A 22,653-nucleotide genomic window follows, 5' to 3' on the forward strand; every position below is an offset into this window, starting at 1 on the left:
GCCTCCCGATTGTGCGGGGTGTTGCCGGAATCAGCAGAGCCTGCGCGGTGGCGGGAGCGGGTTGTGGTCCGTGAAGGACTCCTTGCGGGAATCAGATTCCCGCAAGGAGTCCTTCACGGACCAACGAGAACAGTCACCCGGCTTAAGTCCCTGGCATCGGCTCGATCTCCGACGCGGGCCGCCCCAAGGCCACGCCGGTCACGACACCTCGGCGGCGAGCAGGTGTACCCGACAGAACCTTTCCCCTCCCGGATCCGCCGTGCCATGGCCTTGCCCCGCCTCAGGTAACCGTCACGGACAGTGACTGTTGACACCCTCGCTCGTCATTCATACATTATCTTCGACTTTGTATGAATGACGAGCGGAGCTGGTTCGGATGAAGCTCGGCAAGAGCGCTGTGGTTCTCGGCGGGAGCGTTGCGGGGCTGTGTGCTGCCGGGGCACTGTCCCCGTATTTCGATCAGGTGCTCGTCCTGGAGCGGGACGAGCTTCCGGAGGAGGCCGAGCATCGGCGCGGCGTGCCGCAGAGCAAGCATCCGCACTTTCTGCTGAACTCCGGCCGCCGGGCGATCACCGCGCTCTTCCCCGGTTTCGAGGACGCCCTCGTCGCGGCGGGCGGGCTGCACCTGATGCCGTCGATGGACGCCGCTTACCTGGACCGGGAGGGCTGGTCGGCGCGCAAACGCAGTGCGATGACGATGGTCTACAGCTCGCGGATCCTCATCGAGCGCGTGCTGCGGGACAAGGTGCGGGAACTGTCCAATGTGGACATCCGGGAGCGCGTCACCGTACGGGGGCTGACCACGACCGGGGCAGGGGCGGTCACCGGGATCGAGATCGCCGGGGCCGGCGACGAGGAGCAGCTGGACGCAGACTTCGTCGTGGACGCGATGGGCCGCGGCTCGCCGGTCGCGAACTGGCTGGTGGCGGCGGGCTGGCCGGAGCCCGAGGTGCGGACCCTCGACGCCAAGGTCACCTACACCTCGCGCTGGTACGAGCTGCCCGCGCACCGGCCGGCGTCCTGGTGGTGGCAGCACCTCGTGCTCATGCCGACCCAGGACCGCGGCCGGCACCCCGCGGAACACGAGTTCCTGGTGAACTTCTTCCCGATCGAGGGCGACCGGGTCATCGCGTGCATGGGCTCCTGGGGCCTGGAAATGCCGCGGACGACCGACGCCTTCGTCGAGTCGGCCCGCAAGACCCGGACGCCGTTGTTCGCCGCCGCGATGGACCGGTGCACGCCCACCTCGGAGGTGCATCTGACCCGGTCCACCGGCAACCGGTGGCGGCGTTACGACCGCTGGGCGAACCCGCCGCGAGGGCTGGCGTTCGTCGGCGACTCGATCTGCGCGTTCAATCCGTTCTACGCGCAGGGCATCAGTTCCGCGTCGGGTTCGGCGCTGCTGCTGCGCGACCATCTCGCTCGCGCCGCCAGCCTCGACGCGGGCTTCTGCGCGCGATTCCTGGCCGCACAGCGGGATCTTCTCAAGGTGCCGTGGACCCTGGCGATGGCCCGCGACCGCGGTTACGAGTGCGCGGAGGGCACCGAACGGCTGTCCGAACGGAAGCGCCGGCTCCTCGCGGCCGTTTCCGCCCCGGCGTTCAGCCTCATCGTCGGCGCCGCCCGGGAGGAAGACGTCGTCGACGAGCATTTCGCCAAGGTGTTCAACCTCGACGAGTCGCTGGGCGACATGATGCGCAACCCGCGTGTGCTCGCCGGGCTGGCACGCTACTGCGTTCGCTCCGTGCTCGGCAGGCACCGGGTGCCCTTCGGCTTCGATCCCCAGGCCGAGCCGCCTGCCACCGACTACTCGCCAGCCGCGGCCGCGGGATGAGCGGCGTCTGCGGGCCGGAGGCGGAGGCGGTCACCCGGCAGCTCGGCTTCGACTGCCACGACGTCAGCCCAGTGGTCTCGGTCCGGCCGCCTTGGGAACTCGCCAACTGGACGATGCCGCTGCTCGAGGCGCTGATCATCGGCGGGGCCGTGTTCGCGCTCTGGCACGCCGTGCGCCGCTACCGCGCGGGCGACCCGGTCAGCCTGGCCCTGTGGTGGGCCTCGCTGGTCTATCTCGTCGTCACCGAACCGCCGCTGTACTTCCCCGAATGGTTCGGCCTCGACCGGCTGTACGGATTCATCTTCGCGCACAACCAGTTCACCGTGCAGTTCATGGGGGACCGGCTGCCGCTCTACATCGTCGCGTTCTACCCGGTGATCAGCCAGCTCGCCTACGAACTGGTGCGGTCGCTCGGGATCTTCCGCCGCCGCGGGCCGCTGATCGGGGCGGTCGCCGTCGCGTTCGCCTGCCAGGTCTTCTACGAGGTCTTCGACCAGCTGGGCCCGCAACTCAAGTGGTGGGCCTGGAATCCGGCCAACCGCATCGTCAACCAGCCTTCGCTGGCTTCGGTCCCGATGACCAGCATGCTGCTGTTCGCTTCGGTCTCGATGGCGGCCATGACCTACCTGGTGGTGCGTTTCACCGGCGGCCCGGCCGGGGTCGGCGGAACGCGCCGGGGCTGGCGGCTGGCTCCGCGCATCGTCGCGGCGGGTGTCCTCACCCCGTTCACCATGGCGATCGCCGGTCTCCCGGCGAGCCTGTTCGGCGGGGACAGTCCCGACCCGGCCGCACAGGCCTGGGTGCTCGGCGCGGAACTGGCCCTGGTCTGGCTCGGCGGGGCGTGGATCGTCGTGGCACAGCTGCGCTCCGGCGATCGCGGCACGGACGAGCCGCTGTCGGCGTTCGGCCGGTACTACCCCGGGATCTACCTGTGCGGGATGGCGGTGTTCTGGATCGGCGCGCTGCCCGCCTATCTCGGGGCCCGAAACGGCGTCACCAGTTCCGGGACCCCGATCGGGAGCGGACTGTACGCGCTCGCCTGTTTCGCCGTCGCCGGTTTGCTGCTGGCCGCGCAGCACGCGGCCACTCGCCGCGAAGCGCCCGTCGCTCGTTGACCGGCGGTCTCGTCTGGGACGATGGGCGCCATGGGGTACCACGGATGGCAGGGCGACCCGCCCGGGGCCGAGGACGAGGCGCGCCGCCGGATCGTCAAGGCGGCGATCGCGTGCATCGACCGCGCCGGGCTGGCCAAGACCAGTCTCTCCCACGTCGCGGCGGAAGCGGGCGTGACCCGGCAGACCGTCTACCGCTACTTTCCCAGCCTGGCCGAAATCCTGCGCGCCGTCGCCCACGCGGGCGCCGACGAGTTCGCCGAACGGATGCGGCGGCACCTGGCCGCGTTCGACAGCCCGGTCGAGGTCGCCGTCGAATCCGTCGTCTTCGCCGTCCGAAGCCTGCCTGACGAGCCCTATCTCGGTTTGCTCCTGCAGGCCGGGGAAGCCGACTTCTTCACGGCCGGGACCGCCACGCCGCCGTCCTTCTCCCTCGGGGCGCGGATCCTGCGCGACGCCGAGGTCGACTGGGCCGCCGCCGGAGTGCGCACCGAGGCCGAACTCCACGAACTGGCCGAGATCCTGATGCGGCTGTTCATGTCGTTCCTGCAGTACCCTTCGACACCGCCGGCCACCGACGAGGAACTGCGCGGACTGGTGCGCCGCTGGATCGGCCCGGCGCTGCGCGGGTGACCCGGCGCACCGGGCGGTACTCAAAGGACCGCTGGGGAGCCAAGCCAGTTCGCTCGAGGCGATTCCGGCCGCCGGGCCGCCCCCGGCAACCGGAACAACGGCCAGCGCAACAGGCGATGCTCTCCCTGTCGTCCGCGGCGGCGAGCGGAAGCTGGTCGAGTCCACTGTGGAGCCTACGGTGTTCCGGGACCGTCACCGGCGACCTGCGGGCCACCCGTACTTGGCACAGCGGACGCCTCTTCCGGGACTGAGCGGTGCGCTCGCACGGGGCTGGCTACGGCTTCGTCGCGCGCAGCACGTCGTCGTTGTGCTGCCCGACCTCCGGCGCGGGCCGCGGAGCGAGCCGGTCGCCGTCCACCTGGATCGGTGATTTCGGCGCCCAATGCCGTCCCGCGCCGGGCTGGTCGACTTCCCCGAACAGCGCCAGCTCGCGCAGTGCGGTTCCGCCGTCGCGGCCGAGTTCGGCGAAGCTGCGGTATCGTTCCCACAGAATCCGGTGCCGGGCAAGCACTTCCGCCACCTCCGCGTACGGCCTCTGCCCGAACCACCGCGCCAGCAGCGGCGAAATCACGTCTCGGTGCCGGTACCGGTCGGACTCGGTGGCAAACGAGATCCCCAGCGCCTCGCTCAGCCCGGCGAAGGCGTCGGAGAGCCCGGTCGCGGCGAGCATTTTGTCCCAGTGCCGTTCGGTGAGCAGCACGATCATCACCCGGACACCGTCGGCAGTCTCGAAATCATCGCCGTAAGTACCGTAGATCGCGTTGCCGGACTTCGTCCGAGCATGGTCGGTCAGCTGTGCTTCGGCGAGATAGCCCAGGTTCCCGGCAGTAGCGAGCGCGACGTCCTCCAGCGCGACCCGGATCGACCGGCCCTCTCCGGTGGCCTGCCGGTGCCGTTCGGCGGCCAGCAGACCCACCGCCAGGTACAGCCCGGCGCAGACGTCCCACGCGGGCAGCACGTGGTTGACCGGCGCGGAACCCGTCCCGGTCAGCAGGGGGAAGCCGGTCGCCGCCTGCACGGTGTAGTCGACTGCCGGGCCGCCGTCTGCTCGACCGGTCAGCAGGACGTGGATGAGGTCCGGGCGGCGGGCGCGCAGTGCTTCGTATCCGAGGTCGGCGTGCCGTGAACTGTTCGTCACGACCACGCACGGGCCGCCGTCGACGATCAGGTCGGCGACTCGGCGGCGGTCTACTTCGGACTCCAGGTCGACTGCGACAGCCCGCTTTCCCTTGTTCAGCCCCGACCAGTAGAGGCTGGTCCCGGAGTGGGAAAGCGGCCAGCGCGTGCGGTCGGCGGCGCCGCCGAGCGGCTCGACTCGCACGACGTCCGCGCCGAGTTGGGCGAGGGTGAGCCCGCACAGCGGCGTCGCGACATAGGCGGACAGCTCGACGACTCGCAGTCCGGCCAGCAGCGCGGGGTTCATACGCCGTGCACCGGGGAGAAGTCGTTACGGTCAATCACTCCGACACCCGCTCGAACACCGCGGCCAGCCCCTGCCCGCCGCCGATGCACATCGTCTCCAGCCCGTACCGGGCTTCGCGGCGCTGCATTTCCCGCGCCATCGTCGTGAGAATGCGAGTGCCGGTCGCGCCGACCGGGTGACCGAGCGAGATCCCGGAGCCGTGCACGTTGAGCCGGTCGAAATCGGACTCGCCGAAGCCCCATTCGCGGGTGCAGGCCAGTGCCTGCGCGGCGAACGCCTCGTTGAGTTCGATCAGGTCGATGTCGGAGATCTTCAACCCGGCGCGTTCCAGCGCGAGCGCCGAAGCGGGCACCGGCCCGATGCCCATCACCTTGGGCTCGACCCCGGCCACACCGTGCGACACCAGCCGAACGAGCGGGCGCAGGCCCAGCTCGGCGGCGCGTTCGCGGGTGGTCACGATGCACACCGCAGCGGCGTCGTTCTGGCCGCTCGCGTTGCCTGCGGTGACGGTTGCTTCGGGGTCTTGCTTGCCCAGCACCGGTCGCAGCTTGGCGAGAGTCTCGACGGTCGTGTCCGGCCGCGGATGCTCGTCGGTGTCCACGACGACGGTGCCCTTCCGCGTCTCGACCGGCACCGGGACGATCTCCTCGGCGAACACCCCGGATTCCTGTGCGGCGACCGCCCGGCGGTGTGACTCGGCGGCGAGTTGGTCTTGTTCTTCGCGGGTGATCCTGTATTGGCGGCGGAGGTTTTCGGCGGTTTCGAGCATTCCGCCGGGCACCGGATAGTGCTTGCCGCCGGGGGTTTGACGGCCGCGGGTGAGCGAATCGTGCAGCATCACGCCCGCACCGGTGGCGCCCCAGCGCATGTCGTTGGCATAGAAGACGGCGTTGGACATGCTTTCCGCGCCGCCCGCGACGATCAGGTCGCTCGCACCTGCCTGCACCTGGAGCGCGGCCAGCAGCACCGACTGCAGCCCGGAGCCACAGCGGCGGTCGACCTGCATGCCCGGGACGGTGACCGGCAGTCCGGCGTCGAGGGCGACGACGCGGCCGATCGCCGGGGCTTCGGAAGTGGGGTAGCAGTGGCCGAGGATGACGTCGTCGATCGCGTCGGCGGGCAGGCCGGTGCGCTCCAGCAAGCCCTTGAGCGCGATGGTGCCGAGGTCGGCGGCGGGCATGCTCTTGAGCGAACCGCCGAACCGGCCGATCGGAGTCCGGACAGGTTCGCAGATAACGGCGTCACGCATGGGGAGTGCCTTCCTCAGAGGGGTCGCTGTAGTCGGCTTCGAGGCTGGTGCGCGGTCCGGCGGCCCCGGTGAGGGTCAGGGTCGCGCCGCCGGGACGCGGCTCGGTGCGCAGGTGTGCGGGCTGCCCGCAGAACAGCGGGGCCAAGTTGCGGTGCGTCAGCCGGGTCACTCGCGCGCCGGGGGAGTCCAAACGCAACACTTCGGCGAGCGCGAGCGACATCAATGGCCCATGCACGACCAGACCGGGGTAGCCCTCGACGCTGGTCGCGTACGGCCAGTCGTAGTGGATGCGGTGCGGGTTCGCGGTGGCGGCGGAGAACCGCATCAGCAGGGTGGGGTCGGTGGCGAAGTCCCAGCCGTCTTCACGGCGGCGGAACAGGGTGCCCGTCAGTTCCGCGCGTTCCACCGGTACTGGCTCGGACGGGGTCGTGCCCGCTTCGCGGTAGATGAGGTCCTGCCGCTCCTCGACAAGCGGCGGACCGTCCACACCGGACAGAACAGTCCGCACCACGACGATCACCAGCTGCCCGGAGCGGCCGGATTTCTCCGTCACCGAGTCCACTATGGACCGCCGCGTCACCGTCTCGCCGATCTTCGGCGCCCGGTGCACGATCACCTCTCCGCCAGCGAACATCCGTCTCGGCAGGTCGATCGGCGGGAGGAAGGTGCCGCGCGCCGGGTGGCCGTCGGGGCCGAGTTCGGAGGAGGACGGCCAGCGGGGGAGCGCGACCCAGTGCCACAGCGGCGGCAGGTCGTCACCCGGTCGAGGCAGAGGGAGTCCGTTGTCGAAGAGCGCGGTCAGCGCCGCGACCGGGGCCGGATCCACCAGCTCCGCGGTCGTGACGGCGTGCGGTTCCCAGCCGGTCACCTGAACCGTCCGCCGGTCACCTCGAGCACCGTGCCGGTCATGTACGACGACAGGCCGGAGGCGAGGAACAGTGCCACCGAAGCGATTTCGCCGACCTCGCCTGCCCGTCCCATCGGGATTTCGGCCATCTTCCGGTCCCACGCTTTTTGCGGCCTGGCCTCGGTCATCGCGGTCCGGATCAGACCCGGCTGGATCGCGTTGACCGCGTTGACCCGGACGCCGTGGTGCGCCATCTCCTTCGCCTCGGCTTTGGTGAGTCCGACGATTCCGGCCTTGGCCGCGGAGTAGTTCGCCTGCCCGACCATCCCGACCTTGCCCGACAGCGACGACAGGTTGACGATCGCGCCGCTCTCGCGTTCGCGCATGATCGCGGCGGCCTTGCGGGTGCCGTTCCAGGTTCCCTTGAGGTGCACGTCGACGACCTGGTCGAACTCGTCCTCGGTCATGGTCCGCATCGTCGCGTCGCGGGTGATTCCGCCGTTGTTGACGAACACGTCGACCGGGGAAGGGGCTGCGGCCAGCAGAGCGTCCACATCGGTCGCCTTGGTGACGTCACAGGCGACCCCGACAGCAGCGCGGCCGTTGCGCAAAGTCATGACGCTCCCTCAGATCTTGTTGCGGGCGATGACCTGCGCGGCGATGACGTTGCGCTGGATTTCGTTAGTCCCTTCGCCGACGATCATCAGCGGCGCGTCACGGAAGTAGCGTTCGACGTCGTACTCCTTGGAATAGCCGTAGCCGCCGTGAACGCGGATCGCGTCGAGCGCGACCTGCATCGCGGTCTCGGACGCGAACAGCTTCGCCATCCCAGCCTCCATGTCGGCGCGTTCGCCCGCGTCGAGCTTCTCCGCGGCGTCCAAAGTGAGCAGCCGGGCCGCGCGCATCTTGGTGGCCATGTCGGCGAGCAGGTTCCCGACGGACTGGTGCTTCCAGATCGGCTTGCCGAAGGACTCGCGCTCCTGGGCATAGCGAATGGCGTCGTTCAACGCGGCCTGGCCGACGCCCAGCGCACGCGAGGCCACCTGGATCCGGCCGACTTCCAGTCCGCGCATCATGTGCGACCAGCCCTGATTACGCGTGCCGCCAAGGACGGCGTCGGCAGGCACCTTCTGGCCGTCGAAAACGAGTTCGCAGGCTTCGACGCCGCGGTAGCCGAGCTTCGGCAGTTTCTTGGAGATGGTGAGCCCGTCACCGGGTTCCACCAGGAGGACGCTCATACCGCGATGGGCGGGGGAAGCGTCTCGGTCGGTGATGCACAGCAGACCGATCAAACCGGAGTGCGCAGCGTTGGAGATCCAGGTCTTCGAGCCGGTGATCGTGTAACCGTCGTCGCCCGGCACAGCCTGGGTGCGCATGGCCTGGAGGTCGCTGCCGCCGCCGGGCTCGGTCAACGCCATCGTCGCGCGGATACGCCCATCCGCCATCGCGGGCAGGTACTTCTCGCGCTGCTCAGGGGTTCCGAACGTCTTGATCAGGTACGTGATGACCGAGTGGCCGCCGATCGCTCCGGCCAGGCTCATCCACCCGCGCGCAAGCTCTTCGGTGACGCGGGCAAAACAGGCGGTGCTGACGTCGACGCCGCCGTATTCGGCCGGGGCGAGCAGTCCGAAAAAGCCGAGGTTCTTCATCTCGTCGATGAACTCGGCCGGGTAGACGTCGTCGGCTTCGAATTCGCGGACCCGCGGCCGGACCCGTTCGTCCACGAACTCCGCGACCAGGGCGACCATCTGCTGTTCGTCGTCGGTGAGCGTCATCGCCCGTTCCCTTCCCGTGCCTGCCGGAGGACGCGGTGGGCGCGTTCCAGCACCGGCTTGTCGACCATCTGTCCGCCCACTGCGACCGCGCCTCCCGCTCCGGCGGCGTCGAGGATCGACTGCGCCCAGCGGACTTCCTCGCGCGCAGGCCGCAGTGCCGCGGCGGCGACGGGGACCTGTTTTGGGTGCACGCACAGCTTCCCGGTGAAGCCGAGCCGCCGCGCGTAGTGGACTTCGTCGGTGAGGTGAAGCTCGTTGTCCAGGTCCGCGGTGACGCCGTCGACCGGCCCGGGCAGACCGGCCGCGGCGGAGGCGAGCACGAGCGCGCCCCGAGCGGCGACGAACGCGTCCCGATCAGCCGGATCAGCACCCAGTTCCGCGGCCAGATCGAAGCTGCCGAACGCGAGACGCTGCACGTTCGGGACTGTCGCGGTCTCCCGCGCGTCCAGTACGCCGCGCGCGGTTTCGACCAGCGCGATCACGACCGGCAGCACACCAAGTTGTTCGGCCGCGGCACGCGTTGTCGCCGGTTCGGCCTTCGGCAGCATTACGGTGCACCGGCGCCGCCTGAGCGCGGCGAGGTCTTCGTCGTGCCACTCGGTGCCGGCGGCGTTCACACGCACCGCGCACTCGGGGTTCTCCTCAAGCCACGCGACGATCTGTTCCCGCGCGTACACCTTGCGGTCCGGCGCGACTGCATCCTCTAGATCGAGCACGACCAGGCTCGCCCCCGAGGCCACCGCTTTGCCGAAGCGCTCCGGCCGGTCGCCCGGGACGAACAGGAGGGTCGCCGCTTCCCGGGCCCGCGTCGCCGCGCGGCTGGTCACTTCTGCGCCTTCTTCGCCTGGCGGACGAGACCGCCGCCGATGATGAGACGTTGGATTTCGCTGGTGCCCTCGTAGAGCCGCAGCAGCCGGATGTCGCGGTAGATCCGCTCGACCGGCACGTCTCGCATGTATCCGGTGCCGCCGTGGATCTGCACCGCGAGGTCGGCGACCTTGCCCGCCATCTCCGTGCAGTACAGCTTCGCCGCGGACGGCCCGATCCGCCGGTCTTCACCGGACACGTAGCGCGCTGCGGTCTCGCGCACCAGCGCGCGTCCCGCCAGCACGCCGGTCTGCTGATCAGCCAGCATCGCTTGCACCAACTGGAAATCGCCGATCGCCTGACCGCCTTGCGTCGCCGAAGCGGCGTAGGCGACGGACTCGTCCAGCGCACGCTGTGCGGAACCGACGGCCAGCGCGGCGATGTGCACCCGCCCGCGAGCCAACGACGTCATCGCCGCCCGGTACCCGTCGTCCTCGTTTCCGCCCACCAGCGCGGACGCGGGGACCCGGACATCGCTGAAGGTGACGTCCGCGGTCCAGGCGCCTTCCTGGCCCATCTTCTTGTCCTTGGGCCCGACCTCCAGCCCCGGCGTGTCCGCGGGCACGAGGAAGACCGCGATGCCAGGCCCGGAGTCGTCCGCGGGCCGGGTGCGGGCGAACACGACGAACAGATCCGCGATCGGCGCGTTGGTGATGAAGCGTTTCTGCCCGTCGATCACCCAGTCGTCCCCGTCGCGCACGGCCTTGGTGCGCAGCCCGGCGGGATTGGACCCGGCACCGGGCTCGGTCAGCGCGAACGACGCGACCACCTCGCCCGAGGCGATGCGCTCCAGCCACTCGCTCTTCTGCTCGTCGGTGCCGAAGCCGACCAGCACCTGTCCGGCGATGCCGTTGTTGGTGCCGAACATCGACCGCAGCGCCAGCGACGTGTAGCCGAACTCCATCGCCAGCTCGACGTCCTGAGTCAGGTCGAGCCCGAGCCCGCCCCATTCCTGGGGGATCGCGTAGCCGAACAGCCCCATCTCCGCGGCCTGCCTGCGCAGATCGCCGGGGATGGCGTTGCCGTCCATGATCTCCTGCTCGCGCGGAACGACCTTCGCCCGGACGAAGTCGCGCACCAGCTCCAGAATCGGCCGGAAGTCCTCGGGAGTAACCGCTGCTGCCATGCCCCCACTATGACCCAGGCGACTCCGCCGAGAAATACTTTATCAGAAATCATCGAATGGCTCACACTGTCTCGCGGATGCTGGAAGGGGAGAACATGCAGGTGGACCGCGTCTTTTGGTGACAACGTGGCACCCGTTGCAGAGACGGAGCGGCCACCCGCCTGTGCCCCAGCCGTGTAATACTTCATCCGATACAGCCGCCGAGGCAGGGATGGGAGAAGGACGTGGCGATGCCCGGAACCGCGAGCACCGGACCGCGCCGCACCGGCCCGGCGAACCTCAAAGCGCTGGCCGCCCAGGAAATCCGGCGACGGGTGTTCTCCGGACAGCTGCGCGCCGGGGCGAAGATCGACCAGGAAGCGCTCGCCGACGAACTCGGCATCAGCAAACTGCCCGTCCGCGAAGCGCTGATCACGCTGGACCACGAGGGCGTCGTGGAGCACATCGCCCGCCGGGGCGCGTTCGTCGCCCGGATGTCGCGCGACGACATCCGGGACCACTACCGCGTGTTCGGCGTCGTGTCCGGTCTGGCCGCGGAGCGCGCGGCGAAGAACCTGTCCCCGGAAAGCCTGCAGGCACTGCACGACCTGGCGGACCGGATGGAGTCCGCAGTGGACCGTGCCGAACAGGAACGGCTGAACTACGAGTTCCACCGCCGGATCAACTACGCCGCCGACTCGCGTCGCCTGATCTCGCTCCTGGGCATCCTGGCCAAGACCGTGTCGCACGGGTTCTACGAGGCGCACGAGGACTGGCCGGACAAGGCGCGGCACGACCACCGGCTGATCCTGGACGCGCTGTCCGCGCGCTCGGCCGCCCGGTCGCGCACGCTGGTCGAGAAACACCTCGCCGACGCGGGCGAGCGGGCGGTGGCTTTGCTGGAGAAGCAAGGATTCTGGGACCACTGACCGGCTCCGGCCGAAACTATCGCAAGGTGCTGCGCTGAGCCCCGTTGTGCAGATTGACATTTTATGGCTCCGCTCAAGGGTCGTTACGGTCAATTCATGGAGCGGAACTTTCACTCGGCCGAAGAACTCGCGGCCGCCTTGCGTGCTGGGGAAGTGACGTCGGCGGAGCTGACCGACGAGGCAATCGAGCGCATCGAACGGGAAGACAAGGCGCTCAACGCGATCTGCGTGCCGGACTTCGACCGTGCCCGCGCCGCCGCGCACGAGGCCGACCAAGCGCGCGCCCGCGGCGAGGACCGGCCGCTGCTGGGTATCCCGGTGACAGTCAAGGAGTGCTACAACGTCGCCGGTCTGCCCACGACCTGGGGCATGCCGCAGCACCGGGACTTCCTGCCCGCCGAAGACGCCGTACAGGTGTCGCGGCTCAAGACCGCCGGCGCGGTAATCCTCGGCAAAACCAACGTGCCCTTGGGATTGCAAGGTTTGCAGAGTTCCAACCCGGTCTACGGCACCACCAACAACCCGTGGAACCACGACCGCACACCCGGCGGTTCCTCCGGCGGATCGTCGGCGGCGCTGGCGGCGGGCTTCGGCGCGTTGTCCATCGGCTCCGACATCGGCGGTTCGCTGCGCACCCCCGCGCATTTCTGCGGTGTCTACGGGCACAAGCCGACCCTCGGCCTGGTGGCGAATCGCGGCATGGTGGCGCCTCCCTCGCCAGCGTTGCCGGTCGACCTGGACCTCGCCGTCGTCGGCCCGATGGCACGCACCGCCCGCGACCTGGCGCTCCTGCTGGACGTCATGGCCGGTCCGGACCCGCTGACCTACGGCGTGGCACACGAACTGGCCCTGCCGCCCGCCCGCCACGAGCGGTTGAGCGACTTCCGGGTCCTGATCCTCGAAGACCACCCGTTCATCCCGACCGGATCCGCGGTGCGAGCGGGCGTCAACCGGGTAGCCGACGCCCTAGCCGACGGCGGCGCCCAGGTCGAACGGCACAGCGCATTGCTGCCCGACCTGGCCGAAGCCGCGACCCTCTACACGCAACTCCTGTTCTCCGGCTCCGTCGCACGTTTCCCCGTCGAGGCGTACGAGCAACTGCAGACCCGAGCCACCGGACTGAGCGCCGACGACCAGTCCCTCGACGCGTCGCGCCTGCGCGGCATGGTGCTCAGCCACCGCGATTGGCTCGAAGTGAACAACCGCCGCGAACTACACCGGCACGGCTGGCGGCAATTCTTCGCCGAGTTCGACGCCGTGGTGTGCCCGGTGACGCCGACGCCCGCGTTCCCGCACGACCACAACCCCGACCTGCTGGCCTGTCGTCTCGACATCGACGGCGTCGAGTACCCGTTCTTCGACCAGCTCGTCTGGGCCGGCCTGGCCACCATGCCCGGCCTGCCCGCCACGGCGATGCCAGCGGGCCTGTCCGCCGAGGGGCTGCCGGTGGGGGTGCAGGTGATCGGGCCGATGTTCGAGGACCGGACGCCGTTGAAGCTGGCCGAGTTGCTGGAGGAGCGGATCGGGGGCTTCCAGGCTCCGATCCGCTGCTCCAGCAACGTTTCCTGAACATCCACAGTGGATAGACCGGCTGCTGAGCGAGGCGACCCGCTCAGTTCTGCCCGGCGTTGACGGCGGTGAGCGGGCGGTCATTCTCTTCCTTGACTGCCCGCAGGTGGCTCCAGGACTCGACAGCGCGCACGCCGGGCAGCTCGCGCAGGCGTTCCAGCGTGGCCAGCACCTCGTCGAGGGACTGTGCCTGGATGCTGCCGATTCCGTTGCACCAGCCCACTCCGGTCGCGAAACAGTCGATGTTCTCGAACTCGGCGATCCGGCGGGCTACCGGTCCGGTATCACCGGTCACGTGCACCGCGAAACCGATGGTGTGGGTCCGCGTCGAGCGGCTGAGCCGTACCAGCGCGCCGATGTGGACGACGCCGGATTCGATCAGCCGGAGCACCCGGGCGCGCGCGGCTCCCGGAGAAAGGCCCGTCGCCTTCGCCAGTTCGGCGAACGACGCGCGCCCGTCGTCGCGCAACTGCGCGAGCAGCGTGTGATCGACGCCGTCCAGTTCGAGGTCCGCGAGCGGTCCCGGGCTTTCCAACGGGCCCGGCGGAAAGTAGGGATCCTTCCAGACGCGCAGATACGTGATCGCCTGCACCGCCCGGACGCCGGGGACAGCCTGCACCCGGGCCAGCCCCGTCGCGAAGGACTCCAGGTCGGCGGCCCGCAGTTCGGCCGTCACCGCGAACCGGCCCGCGGTCGTGGTGACGAACGAGGTTTCGCCCAGCGCCGCGATCCGCTCGGCGACCGGGCGGGCGGCGCCCTCGGTCTCGACGATCACGTGCCCGAGCTGGTTCAGTCCGAACACCGCCGGATGGATCGCGCCGACCAGCCGGAGCCCGCCCTCCTCGATCAGCCGTCGCACCCGCGCCTTGGTGGTGGAGCGGGCGAGCCCGACCAGCCGGGCCAGCGTCTCGAACGACGCGCGCCCGTCCTCCTGCAGCGCACGGATCAGCAGGTCGTCCACGTCGTCGGTGTTCCCTTGCACGGGAAGAACCTAGCCGATCTCGTCTCGATCGGCGAATCTGCCGAGCCAAAGGCATGTCGACAGATGAAGCGTCGAGAGAAAGCGCACATGCCAGCCGAATCGTCTCTTGATCCCGGCATCAGGCAGATGTACCGTCTGCTCCCATCGGAGCTGCGGTCGACGCGGAAGGTGCGGTGGGCATGGGGAAGGAACGGGCGTTCTTCGGTCAGCCCCGCGGCCTGGTGGGGTTGTTCTTCGCCGAGGCGTGGGAGCGGTTTTCCTACTACGGCATGCGCGCGCTGCTGCTCTACTACATGACCGACCGGCTGTCCGACGGCGGCCTCGGCCTCCGGCCCGAAAGCGCGAAGCCGCTGATCGCGGTCTACGGTTCGGCCATTTACCTGGCGGCGATCCTGGGCGGCTGGATCAGCGACCGGCTGCTCGGCGACCGCAGGACCACTCTCGTCGGCGGGTTCCTGATCATGTGCGGGCACATTTGCCTGGCCCTCCCGGCGGGCGCCGGCGCGCTGTTCGCTTCGATGGTCTTCATCGCCGTCGGAACGGGACTGCTGAAACCGGCGATCTCCTCGTCGGTCGGCGATCTCTACGCGGCCGACGATCCGCGGCGCGACTCCGGCTTCAGCATCTACTACATGGGCATCAGCGTCGGCGCGGTCGCCGCCCCGCTGGTCGTCGGCACTGTCGGCCAGGATTACGACTACCACGCCGGTTTCGGGATCGCCGCGGTCGGCATGGCCTTCGGCCTTCTGGTCTACCTGCGGACGCAGCGGCGCCTCAGCCCGGTGAGCAACCGGCCGAAGAACCCGTTGCGGCTGGCCGAGCTCTCGCGACCGCGGCTCGTCGCGGCCGTCGCCGGAATCGCCCTGCTGGCCGCGGTGATCGCGGTGACGGCAGGCACCGGAGTCCTCGATGCCGACGGGGTCGTGGACGTCATCAGCGTGCTGTCGATCGCGATTCCCGTCGGCTACTTCACGGTCATGCTGCGCAGCGCGCGCACTACCGCGGCCGAGCGCGCCCGGGTGCGCGCCTACATTCCCATGTTCATCGCGGCGGTCGCGTTCTGGTGCATCCAGGAGCAGGGCGCGACGGTGATCGCGCAGTACGCGGGCGAAAGCACCGACCTCGACGCGTTCGGTTTCGCGATCCCGGCGTCGTGGTTCCAGTCGGTCGGCTCGCTGGTCCTGATCGTGCTGACTCCGTTGTTCGCGCTGCTGTGGCTGCGGCTGGACCGCTCGCCCCGTTCGCCGTCGACCGCGCACAAATTCGCCGCGGGACTGGCGATCGCCGGCCTGTCGTACCTGGTGATGGTGGTGCCCGCGGCGCATCCCGGGCAGACCAACCCGCTGTGGCTGGCCGGGAGCCTCGCCGTGGTCACCGTCGGCGAGATGTGCCTCTCGCCGATCGGGCTGTCCGCGACGACGAGGCTGGCGCCCGCGGCGTTCGCGACGCAGACGATGGGGCTGTGGCTGTCGTCGAACGCGGCCGGGCAGGGCATCGGCGCCCAGCTCGTGAAGTTCTACGACGCCCGTTCGGCGGCAGGCTACTTCGGCGCGCTCGGCGCCGGCGCGATCGTGCTGGCGTTGCTTCTGTTCGCACTGGCTCCGCTCATCCGAAGGCAAGCAACGAGAAGGGAGTCCACAATGGACCGCGATCAGGCGGCGGTGGGCCGGTGAAGCGCGTCGTTTTCCGCGGCGGAACCCTGTTCGACGCGGTGTCCCGGTCCGCGGATTCGGCGGACGTGGCGGTGGAAGACGGCCGGATCGTCGACGTCGGGACCGGCCTCGACGGCGACGAGGAAGTCGACTGCACCGGCAGGGGAGTGCTGCCCGGCCTGATCGACTGCCACGTGCACCTCACGATGACGAGTTCGGATCTCTTCGAGAGCGTGCAACAGCCGTTTTCGCTCCAGTTCTACGAGGGCGCGCGGAACATGGCGCGAACGCTGGCCGCGGGCGTCACCACCGTCCGGGACGCCGCGGGCGCGGACCTCGGGATGCGCGTGGCGCAGGAGCGCGGCCTGATCCCCGGGCCTCGCATGCAGATCTCGCTGAACATGCTGAGCCAGACGGGCGGGCACGGCGACCCGTGGTGGCCCTCGACCTGCGCGGTCGACCTGCTGCCGCCGCATCCGGGCCGCCCGCCCGTGGTGGTGGACGGCCCGGAGGAGATCCGCCGCAAGGTCCGGGAGCTGGTCCGCGCGGGCGCCGACGTCATCAAGGCCGCCACCAGCGGCGGCGTCGTGTCCGGCGGGGCCGGGCCGCGGATCGCGCACTTCCGGGACGACGAGATCGCCATGATGGTGACCGAGGCCGCGGCGGCGGGGCTGCACGTCATGGCCCATGCCCACGGCGAAGGCGCGAAAGCGGCCGTCCGCAACGGGGTCCGCTCGATCGAGCACGGTCATTTCCTGGACGACGAGACGCTCGAGACGATGGCCGCGCGCGGCACCTGGCTGGTCCCGACCCTCAGCGCCGGCGTCGGTCTGCGGCAGGCGGTCGAAGCCGGGGCCGGCTATCCCGACCACATCGTCGAAAAGATCAAGGAACGCACCGAGGGCAGCGTCCGGCGCGCGGTCGAGGCCGGCGTGCCGATCGCGATGGGCACCGACGCGCCGCTGTATCCGCACGGGGAGAACCTGCTGGAGCTGGAACTCCTGGTCGAGCAGGGCATGCGGCCGGCCGACGCCTTGCACGCCGCGACGCTCTCGGCGGCGAACCTGATGGGACTCGGCTCCGCGCTGGGCTCGCTGACTCCCGGCAAGCGCGCCGATCTTGTCGTCGTCGACGGCGATCCTCTCGACGTGCGGGATCTGGGCAAGCGGATCCTCGCCGTGTACCAGGACGGGCGGCTGGTGCACACGGCCGACCGCGGGTGACCCGGCTGCTCCGCCACCCGGTCGCGAGCGCTCGCGTCCGGCCTCGCCGCGAGGAGGCCGCCGCGGGACCGGGCGGCCGGCCGCGGCGCTCCTAAGTGGACAGTGAACGCTCAGGACCAGGTGACCGGAAGCTCGTGCACCCCGTAAATGTTCATGTTGGTCCGCAACGGCACCTCGCCCGCCGGAACCGCGAGCCGCAGGTCCGGGAAGCGGCGCAGCAACCCCTCGAACCCGGCCCGCATCTCGATGCGGGCCAGCTGCTGTCCCAGACACTGGTGGATGCCATGCCCGAAAGCCACCTGCCCCCGAACCTTCCGGTGCACGTCAAGCGTATCGGGATTCTCGAAACGGCCCGGGTCGCGGTTGGCAGCAAGCAGCGACACAACCACAGTCGAACCAGCCGGAATCGTCTCGCCGCTAAGCTCGACATCCTCCGTCGCATAGCGGTAGAAGATGTCCGCCACCGACAGATAGCGCATCAGCTCTTCCACCGCGTTGGAGAACAGCGTCGGATCGGCACGCAGTTCAGCCAGCTGCGCCGGGTTCTCGAGCAACGCGAAGGCTCCCAGCGACAGCATGTTCGCAGTGGTCTCATGACCGGCCAGCAACAGCAGGAACGCCATCCCGGTCAGCTCTTCGACACTGAGGTCCTCGTCGCGGGCCAGATCGGAGAGGATGTCCTCACCAGGCTCGGCGCGCTTGTCCGTGCACAGCTGTCCGAGGTAGCCCATCATCGCGCCGAACGCGGCCATCTTGTCTTCGAGGTTCACGTCCCGCTCCATGAACTTCGACGAGTTCGCCTGGAAGGTCTCGCGGTCGGCGTAGGGAACGCCGAGCAGTTCGCAGATCACCAGCGACGGCACCGGCAGCGCGAACTCCCGCACGAGGTCCACCGGCGGCGCCAGCTGCGCGACCGCGTCCAGTTGCTGTTCGGTGATCGCGATGATGCCGTCTTCGAGCTGCTTCATCCGCTTGACGGTGAACGCGCCGGTGAGCTTGCGCCGCAGCCGGGTGTGGTCGGGAGTGTCCATGCTGATGAACAGGCCGGGGATCTGCGGCGACGGTTCGGTGGCGACCGGCATGCCCGGCGTCTCGTACGGCACGTGGACCACGCCGAGGTCCAGGCGGTTGCTGAACCGCGCGTCGGACATCACCTGGCGGACCGCGTCGTAGCCGGTGATCAGCCAGCCCTCGTGGCCGTCCGGGAAGAGCATCGGGCTGACGGGACGGGTTTCACGCAACGCGGTGATCGCGGCCGGCGGGTCGAACGGGCCGTCGTCGCGGTCCATCGGCAGGCCGTGGACCGGGGAAAGCTGCTGGCTCATCGGGAAATCCTCTCGTGGTGGCTTGATGTCACCACGATCTCCGAGAGGCCAGACACCGGACCGTCACGGCGCTGACACGAGCCGGGAGCCGCGTCAGGGCGCGAGGGGCACCGCGACCAGTTCGGTCCACGAGGCCGCCTTGCCCTCCTGTGTGGCCTGGTCGAACGCTTCGTCGCCGAGGTGGCTGCGTGCGTCCTGCTCGATTCGCGCGACGTCCGGGTTCGACAGGTCTTTCCGCCCGAGCACCTGCGCGCTCGCCGCCAGCAGGCGCGCGGCGTGGTCGTGCTGCGCCCGCCGCAGTGCCAGGTCAGCAACCCCGACCACCATCTGCGCGATCACCGGCGCGCGTCCGGTTTCCGCCGCCGCGTCACAGGCGGCGGCACGGTGTTCGCGCGCCTCCTCGAGGTCGGTGGCGAACCAGGCGTGCAGGTCGTGGCTCGCGGCCCGCAGATGCGGTTGCCGCGATTCCGCTCCCAGGAGAGTCATCGCCTGGCCGAACTGGTCGAAGGCGTCCTGCCCATTGCCGTTCCACCTGGCCAGCTCCGTCCGGACCAGGGCGAGCGAAGCCAGCGTCCCGGGCCACGTGACGCCTTCCGCGAGGCTCTCCGCCTCCGCGACCGCAACAGTGCTGGCGTCCTTGTCGCCCGCGAGCCAGTGCAGCCGTGCCTGCCGCATGCGCATCTGGACGACGTCGTCCAGCGCGTCCAATTCGGTGACGACGGCGATCGCCTGTTCGAAGTGTTCGCTCGCCTCGGCGAATTCGCCGCGCATGGCCACGCAGTCGGCGAGTTCGGTCTGCGCGAACGAGATGCCGAACCGTTCGCCGAGCACCCGGAACTCGACCAGCGATTCGTCGAACCAGGATTCGCAGTCCTGGCCGAGCATCATCCGCAGCTTGCCGATGTGCAGCCGGGACAGACCGCGCACCCACGGGTCCGCGTCGTCCAGCAGCGACTCCCAGGCCGGCAGGAGCGCGTCCATGTCGCGCAGCATCATTTCCAGCGGCACCACCAGCCGCAGCGCCGCGTGGCAGTGCCGGGCGTGCTTGCCGAACTCGTACGCCTGGTGGATCCACTCCGCGGCTTCCGGCACGTCGCCGGGTCCGGATGTGACGAACATCGAGGTCAGGGCGTACACGATGGCCTTGATCTCGTCGGGGACCTCGCCGGGAATCGCGATCGCGGCGGTGATCAGCTCCATGCCCTCGGCCTTGCGGCCCACGAGCCACCAGTACCAGCCGCAGGCGGCCGCGAGCCGCATCGCCGCGTGCGCGTCGCCCGCCGCGAGCGCGCCGCGCATCGCCGAGACGAGATTGTCGTGCTCCGCCTTGAGGACGGTCAGCCACTCCAGCTGCTCGGCGCGGCGCAGACGGGGTTCGGCGGTCTCGGCCAGTTCGGTGAAGTACGCGAGATGCGCCTGCCGGGCAAGCTCGGTCTCCCCGGCCTCGGCGAGCCGTGCCGCGCTGTACTCCTTGATCGTGCCGAGCATCCGGTACCGCGGCGCGCCTTCGCCGAACGCGACGAGCAAAGACTTGTCGCTCAACGCGGTGAGGAGGTCCAGCACCTCGTACTCGTCGACCAGTTCTCCCGCGCAGACCCGTTCCGCCGCCTCCAGGCTCGCGCCGCCGGCGAACACCGACAGCCTGCTCAGCACGAGCCGTTCGCCGTCGCTGAGCAGTTCCCAGCTCCAGTCGACCATCGCGCGCAGCGTCCGGTGCCGGGGCAGCGCCGTGCGGCTGCCGCCGGTCAGCAGCCGGAACCGGTCGTCCAGCCGGTCCGCGAGCTGCTCGGCCGACATCGTGCGCAGCCGGACCGCGGCCAGTTCGATCGCGAGCGGCATCCCGTCCAGCGCGGTGCAGATGCGGGCCAGCGTCCGGTCGTCGGCGAGGTCCTGGCGGCGCGTCGTCGCTCGGTCCTTCAGGAGTTGGACGGCCTCGGCCCGCGCGAGCGGTTCGACCGGCCACAACGCCTCTCCGGTGATCCCCAGCGGTTCCCGGCTCGTCGCAAGGATCCGCAATCCGCGGCACTCGCCGAGCAGCCGGTGCGCGAGGGCGGCCGCGGACTCGATGACGTGTTCGCAGTTGTCCAGCACCAGCAACGTCTCGCGGTCGCGGATCGCGGAGACCAGCCTGTCTATCGGATCAGCGGTGGACGCTTCGCCGAGCAGCGCGTCGCGCAGGCCGAGCCCGGACAGCGTGGCCTGCGCGACGTCGTCGCCGGTTCCGATGGCAGCCAGCTCCACCAGCCACGCGCCGTGATGGAGACCGTCGACCAACGTGCGGGCAGTTTCCGTTGCCAGCCTTGTCTTTCCCGATCCGCCGGGGCCGATCAGGGTGGTGAGGCGATGGCCCGATACGAGGTCGCGGACCGCGGCGACATCGGCCTCTTTGCCGACGTAGCTGGTGAACTCGGCGCGCAGGTTGGTCTTGCGGCTCTCCTCGCGCCGTCCCACCTCGCCTCGCAGCAACGCGACGTGCAAGGCGGACAGCTCGGGCGAAGGGTCCGCGCCCAGCTCGTCGGCCAGCGTTTCCCGGAGGCGCTGAAACGCTTGCAACGCCTCGGTGTTGCGGCCCGCGGCGGCGAGTGCGCGCATCAGCGCGGCGATAAGTTTCTCCCGCACCGGGTGCGCGGTCACCAGATCGGTCAGCTCCGCGACGAGGTCCGCGCCCGATCTCCGCTTCGAACCGGTCTTCCATGGCCGCCAGGCGCAGGGCTTCCAGCCGGGTGGCCGCCGCGTCGAACGCCTCGCTGTCCTGCAGGCCGACGTCCTGCATCGCCGGACCGCGCCACAACTCCAGCGCTTCCCGCAACCGCCCAGGCCCGCGGTCCTCCCGGGCCTGGGCGACGAGCCGTTCGAAGCACACCGCGTCGACCGCGCCCGGGTCGAGCGCCAGCCGGTAGCCGTCCGTCAGACCTTCGACCACGGCTCCCGGCAATGCCTTGCGCAGCCGGGAGACCAGGCGTTGCAAGGCATTCGCCGCGTCGGCGGGCGGGTGCTCGCCCCAGATCCAGTCGATCAGCGACGCCTTCGGGACGACCTGGCCGGGCCGGAGCGCGAGGGCGACGAGAAGTCCGCGAAGGCGCGCGCCCGGAACGTCGGCCACGTCGCCGTCGCGGACTTCGAAGGGACCCAGGATCTTGATCTGCACCTGCCCGATCCTGCCATCCGATCGGGTGGTCAGGCAGCGGAATAGAGGACGATGTCGTCGAGCCGCGTGCGAGCGTGGACCTTGAGCGCGGCGCCCGAGCTGTCCGGCGTGCCGAGAGTGCTGCGCACGACGCCTTTCGTGCTCTTCGCGTCCACGTCGGCGGCGGTGCCCGCGCTGACGCCGACCTCGATCCCGCCCGCTGCGTTCGACAGCTCCACTTGGCCGCGCGTGACCCGCCCGATCCGGATCGGGCAGTTCGCGGCCTTGGCGACAACGCTTCCGTCCGCCGTGCCGATGTCGAAGCTGCCGTTCGACCCGCCGAGGTCGACGTCGGCCCGGGCGTGGCCGATCCAGACCTTGCCGCTCGTGCCCTGGTAGCGGATCTCGCCCTCGACCTCGCCGATCCGCAGACCCGCGGTGCTGCCCTCGATGACCGCGTCGCCGGTGACGTGGCCGACCGCGAGGCCGCCCGCGCCGAGGCTGCCGCGCAGCGCGGCGACCCGGTCGAGCTGGACCTGTCCCGAGCCGATGTTGACCTCGCAGTCGCCGAGGACCCCGTCCGCCTGCACCTCGGTCCAGGCAGTGTTCAAGACCAGCTTGGACCCGGCGGGCAGCTCGATCGCGATGTCGACGGAACCGGTCTGGCTGCCGGACTTGGTGGTCTTGACGGACAGCAGACCGTCGGCGAACTCGACCTTGGTCTTCTCGGCGACCTTCACGTCGGTGGAGTTCGCCGCGTTGACGGGCTGCACCCGCACGACGGTCTCGGTGCGCTCGCTGGCGGTGATCCGGACGCGGGCACCGGCGGTGGTGAGCGCGGCGGTGATGGGGTTCGGGGTGGTGAACGTGGACATTTCGGGTCTCCCTAGCTGGCTTGGCGGTTCGTTGTGACCACATTCGCCTGCTGGGCAGACACGCGGCTGTCATCGCTCAGACGCGGGGAGGGTGCCTGTGTCAGCGGGACTGACGCCTCCGGTTCA

At 69.8% G+C, this 22,653-nt stretch carries 17 protein-coding genes and 1 pseudogene; 7 read left to right on the forward strand and 11 right to left on the reverse strand.

The window, feature by feature from the left end; genetic code table 11:
• The first annotated feature begins 376 nt into the window (after positions 1 to 376).
• Genes D0D37_RS01835 through D0D37_RS01845 form a run of 3 tightly spaced genes read left to right on the forward strand, consistent with a single transcriptional unit; the run spans position 377 to position 3,579 of the window.
• Positions 377 to 1,834, forward strand: a complete 1,458-nt coding sequence (locus D0D37_RS01835) for an FAD-dependent oxidoreductase (RefSeq protein ID WP_116198728.1) — start codon at positions 377 to 379, stop codon at positions 1,832 to 1,834.
• Positions 1,831 to 2,949 carry a hypothetical protein gene (locus D0D37_RS01840; protein ID WP_116198729.1) on the forward strand — a complete coding sequence of 373 codons (1,119 nt, stop codon included), beginning with the start codon at positions 1,831 to 1,833 and terminating at the stop codon, positions 2,947 to 2,949. The genes D0D37_RS01835 and D0D37_RS01840 overlap by 4 nt, the downstream gene beginning before the upstream one ends.
• A gap of 30 nt (positions 2,950 to 2,979) precedes the next feature.
• Positions 2,980 to 3,579, forward strand: coding sequence for a TetR/AcrR family transcriptional regulator (locus D0D37_RS01845; protein WP_116198730.1), 600 nt, complete (start codon positions 2,980 to 2,982; stop codon positions 3,577 to 3,579).
• 274 nt (positions 3,580 to 3,853) lie between these two features.
• Here D0D37_RS01845 and D0D37_RS01850 read toward each other — a convergent pair whose 3' ends face one another.
• The 7 genes from D0D37_RS01850 to D0D37_RS01880 are packed head-to-tail and all read right to left on the reverse strand — an operon-like array spanning position 3,854 to position 10,866.
• Positions 3,854 to 5,002: a CoA transferase gene (locus tag D0D37_RS01850; protein WP_116198731.1), complete on the reverse strand. Its 1,149-nt coding sequence runs from the start codon at positions 5,000 to 5,002 to the stop codon at positions 3,854 to 3,856.
• 34 nt (positions 5,003 to 5,036) lie between these two features.
• Complete coding sequence (locus tag D0D37_RS01855; protein ID WP_116198732.1) at positions 5,037 to 6,251, reverse strand: acetyl-CoA C-acetyltransferase; 1,215 nt, start codon at positions 6,249 to 6,251, stop codon at positions 5,037 to 5,039.
• The gene (locus D0D37_RS01860; RefSeq protein WP_116198733.1) at positions 6,244 to 7,119 is read right to left on the reverse strand and encodes an HTD2 family dehydratase; all 876 of its coding nucleotides are present in this window, start codon (positions 7,117 to 7,119) and stop codon (positions 6,244 to 6,246) included. Before D0D37_RS01860 ends, D0D37_RS01855 begins: the two co-directional genes overlap by 8 nt.
• The gene (locus D0D37_RS01865; protein WP_244223341.1) at positions 7,116 to 7,715 is read right to left on the reverse strand and encodes an SDR family oxidoreductase; all 600 of its coding nucleotides are present in this window, start codon (positions 7,713 to 7,715) and stop codon (positions 7,116 to 7,118) included. Before D0D37_RS01865 ends, D0D37_RS01860 begins: the two co-directional genes overlap by 4 nt.
• A gap of 9 nt (positions 7,716 to 7,724) precedes the next feature.
• Complete coding sequence (locus D0D37_RS01870; protein WP_116198734.1) at positions 7,725 to 8,873, reverse strand: acyl-CoA dehydrogenase family protein; 1,149 nt, start codon at positions 8,871 to 8,873, stop codon at positions 7,725 to 7,727.
• Positions 8,870 to 9,700, reverse strand: a complete 831-nt coding sequence (locus D0D37_RS01875) for an HpcH/HpaI aldolase/citrate lyase family protein (protein WP_116198735.1) — start codon at positions 9,698 to 9,700, stop codon at positions 8,870 to 8,872. Before D0D37_RS01875 ends, D0D37_RS01870 begins: the two co-directional genes overlap by 4 nt.
• Entirely contained in the window at positions 9,697 to 10,866 is a 1,170-nt protein-coding gene (locus D0D37_RS01880; RefSeq protein ID WP_116198736.1) for an acyl-CoA dehydrogenase family protein, read from the reverse strand. The genes D0D37_RS01875 and D0D37_RS01880 overlap by 4 nt, the downstream gene beginning before the upstream one ends.
• 230 nt (positions 10,867 to 11,096) lie before the next feature.
• Between D0D37_RS01880 and D0D37_RS01885 the strand changes: the two genes are divergently transcribed.
• Both D0D37_RS01885 and D0D37_RS01890 read left to right on the forward strand, forming a co-directional pair.
• A complete protein-coding gene (locus D0D37_RS01885) occupies positions 11,097 to 11,774 on the forward strand; it encodes a GntR family transcriptional regulator (protein WP_116198737.1) in 678 nt (225 codons plus the stop codon).
• Positions 11,775 to 11,870: 96 nt separating this feature from the next.
• On the forward strand, positions 11,871 to 13,343 hold the full coding sequence (locus D0D37_RS01890; RefSeq protein ID WP_116198761.1) for an amidase: 1,473 nt from the start codon (positions 11,871 to 11,873) through the stop codon (positions 13,341 to 13,343).
• 43 nt (positions 13,344 to 13,386) lie between these two features.
• On the opposite strand, the gene D0D37_RS01895 is transcribed toward D0D37_RS01890, so the two are convergent.
• Positions 13,387 to 14,325, reverse strand: a complete 939-nt coding sequence (locus D0D37_RS01895) for an Lrp/AsnC family transcriptional regulator (RefSeq protein ID WP_116198738.1) — start codon at positions 14,323 to 14,325, stop codon at positions 13,387 to 13,389.
• 179 nt (positions 14,326 to 14,504) lie between these two features.
• On the opposite strand from D0D37_RS01895, the gene D0D37_RS01900 reads away from it, so the two are divergent.
• Both D0D37_RS01900 and D0D37_RS01905 read left to right on the forward strand, forming a co-directional pair.
• Positions 14,505 to 15,998: a peptide MFS transporter gene (locus D0D37_RS01900; RefSeq protein WP_116198739.1), complete on the forward strand. Its 1,494-nt coding sequence runs from the start codon at positions 14,505 to 14,507 to the stop codon at positions 15,996 to 15,998.
• A complete protein-coding gene (locus tag D0D37_RS01905) occupies positions 15,995 to 17,200 on the forward strand; it encodes a metal-dependent hydrolase family protein (protein WP_116198740.1) in 1,206 nt (401 codons plus the stop codon). Before D0D37_RS01900 ends, D0D37_RS01905 begins: the two co-directional genes overlap by 4 nt.
• A gap of 110 nt (positions 17,201 to 17,310) precedes the next feature.
• Here D0D37_RS01905 and D0D37_RS01910 read toward each other — a convergent pair whose 3' ends face one another.
• The 3 genes and pseudogenes from D0D37_RS01910 to D0D37_RS01920 all read right to left on the reverse strand — a co-directional run bounded on the left by D0D37_RS01910 (position 17,311) and on the right by D0D37_RS01920 (position 22,527).
• Positions 17,311 to 18,525 carry a cytochrome P450 gene (locus D0D37_RS01910; protein WP_116198741.1) on the reverse strand — a complete coding sequence of 405 codons (1,215 nt, stop codon included), beginning with the start codon at positions 18,523 to 18,525 and terminating at the stop codon, positions 17,311 to 17,313.
• A gap of 93 nt (positions 18,526 to 18,618) precedes the next feature.
• Positions 18,619 to 21,673, reverse strand: a pseudogene (locus tag D0D37_RS01915) (AfsR/SARP family transcriptional regulator).
• Between the two features lie 29 nt (positions 21,674 to 21,702).
• A complete protein-coding gene (locus D0D37_RS01920) occupies positions 21,703 to 22,527 on the reverse strand; it encodes a DUF4097 family beta strand repeat-containing protein (protein ID WP_116198742.1) in 825 nt (274 codons plus the stop codon).
• Positions 22,528 to 22,653 lie beyond the last annotated feature (126 nt).

This window comes from Amycolatopsis circi, assembly GCF_003385235.1.
In the GTDB taxonomy this organism is placed as follows: domain Bacteria; phylum Actinomycetota; class Actinomycetes; order Mycobacteriales; family Pseudonocardiaceae; genus Amycolatopsis; species Amycolatopsis circi.

Excerpts from the sequence above, each read along its gene's own strand:
- D0D37_RS01835 (WP_116198728.1), top strand. The coding sequence starts at position 377 with ATGAAGCTCGGCAAGAGCGCTGTGGTTCTCGGCGGGAGCGTTGCGGGG.
- D0D37_RS01840 (WP_116198729.1), top strand. The coding sequence starts at position 1,831 with ATGAGCGGCGTCTGCGGGCCGGAGGCGGAGGCGGTCACCCGGCAGCTC.
- D0D37_RS01845 (WP_116198730.1), top strand. The coding sequence starts at position 2,980 with ATGGGGTACCACGGATGGCAGGGCGACCCGCCCGGGGCCGAGGACGAG.
- D0D37_RS01850 (WP_116198731.1), bottom strand. The coding sequence starts at position 5,002 with ATGAACCCCGCGCTGCTGGCCGGACTGCGAGTCGTCGAGCTGTCCGCC.
- D0D37_RS01855 (WP_116198732.1), bottom strand. The coding sequence starts at position 6,251 with ATGCGTGACGCCGTTATCTGCGAACCTGTCCGGACTCCGATCGGCCGG.
- D0D37_RS01865 (WP_244223341.1), bottom strand. The coding sequence starts at position 7,715 with ATGACTTTGCGCAACGGCCGCGCTGCTGTCGGGGTCGCCTGTGACGTC.
- D0D37_RS01870 (WP_116198734.1), bottom strand. The coding sequence starts at position 8,873 with ATGACGCTCACCGACGACGAACAGCAGATGGTCGCCCTGGTCGCGGAG.
- D0D37_RS01880 (WP_116198736.1), bottom strand. The coding sequence starts at position 10,866 with ATGGCAGCAGCGGTTACTCCCGAGGACTTCCGGCCGATTCTGGAGCTG.
- D0D37_RS01885 (WP_116198737.1), top strand. The coding sequence starts at position 11,097 with ATGCCCGGAACCGCGAGCACCGGACCGCGCCGCACCGGCCCGGCGAAC.
- D0D37_RS01890 (WP_116198761.1), top strand. The coding sequence starts at position 11,871 with ATGGAGCGGAACTTTCACTCGGCCGAAGAACTCGCGGCCGCCTTGCGT.
- D0D37_RS01900 (WP_116198739.1), top strand. The coding sequence starts at position 14,505 with ATGGGGAAGGAACGGGCGTTCTTCGGTCAGCCCCGCGGCCTGGTGGGG.
- D0D37_RS01910 (WP_116198741.1), bottom strand. The coding sequence starts at position 18,525 with ATGAGCCAGCAGCTTTCCCCGGTCCACGGCCTGCCGATGGACCGCGAC.
- D0D37_RS01920 (WP_116198742.1), bottom strand. The coding sequence starts at position 22,527 with ATGTCCACGTTCACCACCCCGAACCCCATCACCGCCGCGCTCACCACC.